Origin of the sequence: Agromyces mediolanus, from assembly GCF_023715325.1 — a bacterium.
GTDB classification, from domain to species: domain Bacteria; phylum Actinomycetota; class Actinomycetes; order Actinomycetales; family Microbacteriaceae; genus Agromyces; species Agromyces mediolanus_A.
Genome location: NZ_JAMBNX010000010.1, coordinates 148,161 through 154,301, shown reverse-complemented (window position 1 = coordinate 154,301; position 6,141 = coordinate 148,161). Strand labels below are relative to the sequence as shown.

The following is a 6,141-nucleotide window of genomic DNA, read 5'->3' as shown; positions in this document are numbered from 1 at the left end:
CTTTCCGACATGCGCTGCGCTCTCAGGCGGAGCGAATGTCGGAAAGTGACCCCCTCGGGGAACGGGGGATGCGGGGCGAGCGCGAGGCGGGGCAGGCGAGGGCGAGCGCGAGCGGGGCCGGGCGAGCGCGAGCGGGGCAGGCGAGGGCGAGCGCGGGCGCGTCAGACCGGACCGAGCTCGGGGCCGTGCGTGTCCGTGAGGTGGCGGCGCAGCACCGCCGCGAAGCCGGCCGGATCGTCGGCCCGCAGCCGCTCGACGAGCGCGCGATGCTCGGCCACGGTCTCCTCGACCCGCTCGAAGAGCGTCTCGCGGTGCGCGCTCAGCAACAGCCGTTGCCGGTCGGTCAGCCGGCCGGCGACCTCGGCGAGCACCGCATTGCCCGACGCCTCGACGAAGGAGCGGTGGAAGGCGATCGTGAGCGTCACGAAGCCGTCCAGGTCGCGCGCGAGCAGCGCGGCACGCTGCGCGTCGAGCTCCGGCTCGAGGCGGTCCGCCAGCGCCCGGCGCACCTGGGACGTCGCCCGTTGCACGCCCATCGCCTCCAGGATCAGCCGGGCATCGGCGAGCTCGGCGATCTCACGGTCGCTGAGCGCCCTCACGAGTGCACCGCGGTTCGGGTAGATCGTGATCCAGCCCTCGTCCTGCAGCCGGGTGAGCGCGGACCGCACCGGGGTGCGGCTCATGCCGAGCCGCTGAGCGAGCTCGTTCTCGCTGAGCATCTCGCCCGGACGATGCCGGCCGTCGAGAATCGCTCCGCGGATGGCGGCGTGGGCGCGGAGCGCGGCGCTCTCCGGGGTGGGCATCCACCCATCATCGCGTGCGGGGGCGTTCGATGCATCCGTCCGGGGCGGATGCGTCAGTCGAGCGGTCCGTCGTCTCCTGCGGCGACGACGTTCGCCGGGGCGCCGGCCGAGGCATCCGCCCGTCGTCGATTCCGACGGTGCAGCAGCCAGGCGCCGAGGAGTACCGCGATCGCGAGGCCCGCGACCGCGAGGTCGGGCACCGCGGAGGTGAGCCGGAGCGCGGATGCCTCGAGCTCGAACTGCGCGGTCGCCCCGAGCACGCCGCCGAGGGCGGCGGTGCCGTCGGTGACGAGCAGCAGCACACCGATGCCGATCCCGAGCAGGCCCGCGACGATCTGCGTCCACGTGTTCGTCCAGCGGCCGATGCGCACCGTGCGCGGCCGCACGAGCCGGCGCACCCATGCTGACCGGGACCACGCGAACGCGAGCACGAACAGCGGCACCGTCATGCCGAACGCGAACACCGCGAGCGCGACGCCGCCCTGCAGGGGGCTGCCGCCGAGCGCCGCGAGGGCGAGCACCGAGCCGAGCACCGGCCCGGCGCAGATCCCGGCGACGCCGTAGACCGTGCCGAGCAGGTACACGGACGTGATCGAGCCGACGTCGCCCGGCTGCGCCCGGGTGAACGCGGGCAGCGGGATGCCGATGAGCTGCACGAGGCCCAGCACGATCACGACGACCGCGGCGATCGTCACGAGCAGCACCCGGTTGGCGCTCACGAAGGCGCCGACCGTGCCCGCGAGCACCCCGATCGGCACGAGCGTGGTCACGAGCCCCAGGTAGAACACGCCCGTGCGGGTCATCAAGCGACCGGGCGTGGTGAACGCGTACGCGAAGAACGCGGGGAGCAGCATCACCGAGCAGGGGCTCAGCAAGGTCAGGATGCCGCCGACGAGCGCACCCGCGAGGCCGAGTTCCACGGTCAGCGCGCCTGGCCGGCCCCGGGGGCGTCGACGCCGGCCTCGACGAGCCGGGCGTCGAGGAACTGGCGGAAGGCGTCGACCGGCTGCGCGCCCGCCATCGCCTGGCTGCCCACGACGAAGAAGGGCACGCTCGTGACGCCGAGCGCCTGCGCGTCGGCGGTGCTCTGCGCGACGGCCTTGCGGAGTTCCGGTCGGTCGAGGTCGGCCTCGAAGCGGGCGAGGTCGGGGACGCCGGCGGTCTCGGCGAAGCCGATGAGCTTCTCGCGGGGCATGTCGGGGTGGCCGGACTCGGGCGCGGCGGCGTAGAGGGCGGTGAGGTATTCGGGGAAGCGCCCCTGTTCGCCGGCGGCGCGCGCGGCGACGGCGGCGTCGGTCGACTCGTCGCCGAAGAACGCGACGTCGCGGAACTCGTAGCGCACGAGCCCGGCGTCGACGTACTCGTCGAGGATGACCGGCATCGTGTCGTTCATGAAGACGGCGCAGAACGGGCAGCGGAAGTCGGCCCATTCGACGAGCACGATCGGCGCGTCGACGCTGCCGATCGCGAAGGGGTCGTCGGGGTCGCGCTTGGCGATCGCCGGGTTCTCCGGGTTCTGGCCGCCGGCGGGCGCGCCCGCCGCGGGTGCGTCGCTGCTCGCTGCCGGGCCGGCCGCGGCGCTTCCCGTCGATCCCGGCAGGGCCTGCGCGATGACGACGACGGCGAGGAACGCGGCGAGCGCTCCGAGCACGACGTTCAGGATGCGGGAGCGGCGCAGCCGCCGCTCGAGCCCCGCGGCGTGCGAGGTGGCGTGACCGGGGCCGGTGGCGGACTTCGCGGTGGCGGACTTCGCGGTGGCGGTGGCGGCGGGCTGAGCGGGATTCTCGGGCGGCGTCTTGGACATCCGGGCCAGGATACAACTTGTATCCAAGAGAACTCTGAGTCCAGTCATCCGGCCATATCGATTGACAATCGATAGATAGCGAGCGAGTATCGATGTATGAAGTCGCTCAGTGCGGTGGTGCTGCCGCTCCGGATCGTGCTCGTGGTGCTCTTCGCGGGCACCCTCGTCGGCCAGTTCCTCAGCGTGCCCGGCACGCTCGCGCACCTGGCTGATCGCAATCCCGGACTGGGAGCGGTGCCGGGCATCCTCTTCGCGGCCGCGATCGTCGTGCTGCTCGTCGTGCAGCTGGTGATTGTCTGCATCTGGCGCCTGCTCGGCCTGGTGCACGACGACCGCATCTTCACCCCCGGCGCGCTGCGCTGGGTGGACGTGATGGTGTGGGCGCTCGTGATCGGCTGGGCGGCGTTCGCCGCAGCCTCCGCCGTGGTCGTCGGCGTCATCTTCTTCACCCCGGAACTCCGCGACCCGGGGATGCCGATGCTCCTCTTCGGCGTGGTCTGCGTGGGCGCCGCGGTCGTGCTGACGGTCGTGGTCATGCGAGCGCTCCTCGCCCAGGCGACCGCGCTCGACACCGAGCTGAAGGCGGTCATCTGATGCCGATCGTCGTGCGGATCGACGTGCAGCTCGCGAAGCGGAAGCTCAGCGTGGGCGAGTTCGCCGAACAGGTCGGCCTCACCCCCGCGAACGTCGCCGTGCTGAAGAACGGACGGGCGAAGGCGGTGCGTTTCACGACGCTCGACGCCATGTGCCGGGTGCTCGAGTGCCAGCCGGGCGACCTGCTCGAGTGGGTGCCGGACGGCGACTGAGCTCAGGCGTCGAGCTCGACCGGCGCGACCGTGCCCCAGCCGTCGATGCCGGCGACGTAGCCGGGGATCGGGCTGCGTCCGCGAGCCGCACGGTCCCAGAGCTCCACGAGCCATCCGCTCGCCGTGTCGACGATGGCGTCGCGCACCTCGAAGCCCGCCCGCCCGGGGGCGAACATCGGCACCGCCGGGATGGGGCCCTGTGCACCGTGCACCACCTCGAAGAGCGTCCGGTCGGCCTCGATCGCGCGGTTCAGCACGAAGGCGTCCGGCCCCGCGAGGGTCGCGACGATGGAGAAGCCGCCCTCGCCGTCCTGGTCCGGGTGGACGAGCAGCTGCAGCTCTTCGGCCGCATCCGGTGCCGCGGCGACGATCCGCTCGAGCTTCGCGGCGGCCGCGTCGGCGACCCGGTCGAGCTGGGTGCGGAGGGCGGCGGCGTAGGCGGAGGCATCCATCGGCCCAGGCTATCCGCCCGCCCGGTCCGCCTGTACCCTCGCCCCGCGCCACCAGCCTGTACCCTCGCCCCTCGCCCCTCGCCCCTCGCCCCTCGCCCCCCGCCCCCACCCGCGAGGGGGTCAATTCGCGACATCACTACGGGTGCATCGCGCAGCGGATGTCGGAATGCGACCCCCTCGCGGGTTGAGTGGGGCTGAGCGGGCGGGTCCGGGGCGCGCGAGGGCGCGGGCACAGGGGCGCGGGGCGGGGCGAGGTGGTGCGGGCGCAGGCGCGGGGGCGCAGGCGCGCGGGCGCGCGGGGCCGCGGGGCGCGGGAGGTCAGGCCTGCTCGAGCTCCGCGATGACGATCTTCTTCTGCGCCATCATCACCTGCACCTGCGCGGGGCGCTGCGTCAGCTCGGACATGTTCGCCGGGATGATCTGCCAGCTCACGCCGAAGCGGTCCTTGCACCAGCCGCACTGCTCCGACTCGGGGACGTGCGAGAGCGCCGCCCAGTACCGGTCGATCTCGGCCTGGTCGGCGCAGGAGACGACGAACGAGATCGACTCGTTGAAGGTGAACAGCGGGCCGCCGTCGAGGCAGACGAAGTCGACCCCGTTCAGGGTGAAGCTGCCGTTGAGGACCTTGCCGGCCATGCCCGCGAAGTGCTCGTCGAGGGACTCATCGGGGTAGGCCTCCACCGAGTTGATCCGAGAGTTCGGGAACACCCCGACGTAGTACTCCATCGCCTCGCGCGCCTGGTCGTTGAACCAGAGGCAGGGCTGGATCGCTGCGAGTGCGGCCATGACGGTCTCCCTTGATCGAATGGGGCGTGTGCGCGTCGGGGCACAGGCTACGCCGTCCCGGCCCTCCCGGGAAGGGAGCGGCCGCCCGGGGGCGGGTGGCCGCCTCGCCCTGCGGCGGTGCGGCGGCGGAGGAGATCGTCACCGCAGGAGGGCGTTCGGCGCCGCGGAGGCCTCCTGCGGCGAGGATCTCCTCCGCGGGGGAGGGAGCGCGGGGGAGGGAGCGCGGCGCAGGGGGCGCGGCGCAGGGGGCGCAGCGCGCAGGGGGCGCAGTGCGGGCGGATGCCTCGTCGGCGGCACGCCGGCGGCCGAAGAGTGGTCAGTCGCGCGCGCAGCCGCAGGAGGCGCGCACGATGAGCTCGTGGCCGGCCAGCTCGCGGACGCGGGTGAAGTCCGCGCCGTCGGCGGGCTCGGCGGCGGCCTCGGCGACGAGCTCGATCGCGCGCGCGGCGATCGCGCGGATCGGCTGGCGCACGGTGGTGAGCGGCGGCACCGCGTATTCGGAGTGCTCGGTGCCGTCGAAGCCGATGACGGCGAGGTCTTCCGGCACGCGCAGGCCGAGCAGGTAGGCGGCGTGCAGCACGCCGTAGGCCTGCTCGTCGGTGGCGCAGGTGATCGCGCGCGGGCGGTCGGGCTCGGCGAGCCAGCGCAGCGAGACGGCCGAGGCATCCGCCCGGGAGGTGCCGCTGTTGCGCTCGTCGTGCCGGAGCTCGCGCCCGGCCGCCCCGACCGCGGCCAGGAAGCCGCGGCGGTGCTGGCCGGCCCCGACCGAGTGGGCGGGGCCGTTCAAAAGGCCGATCGAGTCGAAGTCGTGGGCCACGAGGTGCGCGGCGGCGGCCCGTGCGGCGAGCTCGTAGTCGATCGTCAGCGAGGCGGCCGGGGCGTCGTCGGCGATCGGGTGGAGGGCGATGACCGGGGTCGAGGCCTGCTCGAACGCGGTGAAGTCGGGCTCGTCGAGGAGGGAGATCATGACGACGGAGTCGACGCGCCGCTCGACGAACGCGGCGATGTGCCGCCGCTCGCGTTCGGGGTCGAGGCTCGAGTCGCCGATGAGGAGGAGCTCGCCGCGCTCCATGGCCGCGTCCTCGAGGGCCCGGGCGAGCTCGCCGAAGTAGGGGTTCGCGATGTCGGGCACGATGAGCCCGATCGTGGAGGTGCGACCGAAGCTCAGCGCCCGGGCGAGGGCGTTCGGGCGGTAGTTGAGCTCGGCCGCGGCGGCGAGTACGCGCTCGCGGGTCGCGGGGGAGACGTTGCGCGGGCCGTTGTTGAAGACGTAGCTCACGACCGCCGTCGAGGTGCCGGCGAGCTGGGCGACGTCGCGTCCGGTGGCCATCGCGGCTCCCTCCTGCTAAGCGGTTAGACCTGCATGGATGCTAGCAGTGCGCCGTACCGGCGGCGTGCATCCGGATGCCTCGACGGCGGTGTCTTGCGCCGCTGGAAGCGGTAGCCTAGAGTGCCATCTAACCGCTTCGTCTATCCGCTTAGATCACGTC

Annotated in this window: 8 protein-coding genes; 2 read left to right on the top strand and 6 right to left on the bottom strand. The window is 73.1% G+C overall.

What is annotated here, in order from left to right; translation table 11 throughout:
• Positions 1-161: 161 nt before the first annotated feature.
• Genes M3147_RS16555 through M3147_RS16545 form a run of 3 tightly spaced genes read right to left on the bottom strand, consistent with a single transcriptional unit; the run spans position 162 to position 2,607 of the window.
• Entirely contained in the window at positions 162-803 is a 642-nt protein-coding gene (locus M3147_RS16555; RefSeq protein ID WP_251204518.1) for a GntR family transcriptional regulator, read from the bottom strand.
• A gap of 53 nt (positions 804-856) precedes the next feature.
• Complete coding sequence (locus M3147_RS16550) at positions 857-1,723, bottom strand: cytochrome c biogenesis CcdA family protein (RefSeq protein ID WP_251204517.1); 867 nt, start codon at positions 1,721-1,723, stop codon at positions 857-859.
• 2 nt (positions 1,724-1,725) lie between these two features.
• The gene (locus M3147_RS16545; RefSeq protein ID WP_251204516.1) at positions 1,726-2,607 is read right to left on the bottom strand and encodes a DsbA family protein; all 882 of its coding nucleotides are present in this window, start codon (positions 2,605-2,607) and stop codon (positions 1,726-1,728) included.
• Positions 2,608-2,703: 96 nt separating this feature from the next.
• On the opposite strand from M3147_RS16545, the gene M3147_RS16540 reads away from it, so the two are divergent.
• Together M3147_RS16540 and M3147_RS16535 are read left to right on the top strand one after the other, a co-directional pair.
• Positions 2,704-3,201 carry a DUF2975 domain-containing protein gene (locus M3147_RS16540; protein ID WP_251204515.1) on the top strand — a complete coding sequence of 166 codons (498 nt, stop codon included), beginning with the start codon at positions 2,704-2,706 and terminating at the stop codon, positions 3,199-3,201.
• On the top strand, positions 3,201-3,413 hold the full coding sequence (locus M3147_RS16535; protein WP_251204514.1) for a helix-turn-helix domain-containing protein: 213 nt from the start codon (positions 3,201-3,203) through the stop codon (positions 3,411-3,413). Before M3147_RS16540 ends, M3147_RS16535 begins: the two co-directional genes overlap by 1 nt.
• A gap of 2 nt (positions 3,414-3,415) precedes the next feature.
• On the opposite strand, the gene M3147_RS16530 is transcribed toward M3147_RS16535, so the two are convergent.
• The 3 genes from M3147_RS16530 to M3147_RS16520 all read right to left on the bottom strand — a co-directional run bounded on the left by M3147_RS16530 (position 3,416) and on the right by M3147_RS16520 (position 5,981).
• Positions 3,416-3,865: a DUF6389 family protein gene (locus M3147_RS16530; RefSeq protein ID WP_251204513.1), complete on the bottom strand. Its 450-nt coding sequence runs from the start codon at positions 3,863-3,865 to the stop codon at positions 3,416-3,418.
• Positions 3,866-4,183: 318 nt separating this feature from the next.
• Positions 4,184-4,651, bottom strand: coding sequence for a VOC family protein (locus M3147_RS16525; protein ID WP_251204512.1), 468 nt, complete (start codon positions 4,649-4,651; stop codon positions 4,184-4,186).
• A gap of 316 nt (positions 4,652-4,967) precedes the next feature.
• A complete protein-coding gene (locus tag M3147_RS16520) occupies positions 4,968-5,981 on the bottom strand; it encodes a LacI family DNA-binding transcriptional regulator (RefSeq protein ID WP_251204511.1) in 1,014 nt (337 codons plus the stop codon).
• Positions 5,982-6,141: the final 160 nt, after the last annotated feature.

Coding starts and splice junctions, on each gene's coding strand:
- M3147_RS16525 (WP_251204512.1), bottom strand. CDS start 4,651: ATGGCCGCACTCGCAGCGATCCAGCCCTGCCTCTGGTTCAACGACCAG.
- M3147_RS16555 (WP_251204518.1), bottom strand. CDS start 803: ATGCCCACCCCGGAGAGCGCCGCGCTCCGCGCCCACGCCGCCATCCGC.
- M3147_RS16520 (WP_251204511.1), bottom strand. CDS start 5,981: ATGGCCACCGGACGCGACGTCGCCCAGCTCGCCGGCACCTCGACGGCG.
- M3147_RS16530 (WP_251204513.1), bottom strand. CDS start 3,865: ATGGATGCCTCCGCCTACGCCGCCGCCCTCCGCACCCAGCTCGACCGG.
- M3147_RS16535 (WP_251204514.1), top strand. CDS start 3,201: ATGCCGATCGTCGTGCGGATCGACGTGCAGCTCGCGAAGCGGAAGCTC.
- M3147_RS16545 (WP_251204516.1), bottom strand. CDS start 2,607: ATGTCCAAGACGCCGCCCGAGAATCCCGCTCAGCCCGCCGCCACCGCC.
- M3147_RS16540 (WP_251204515.1), top strand. CDS start 2,704: ATGAAGTCGCTCAGTGCGGTGGTGCTGCCGCTCCGGATCGTGCTCGTG.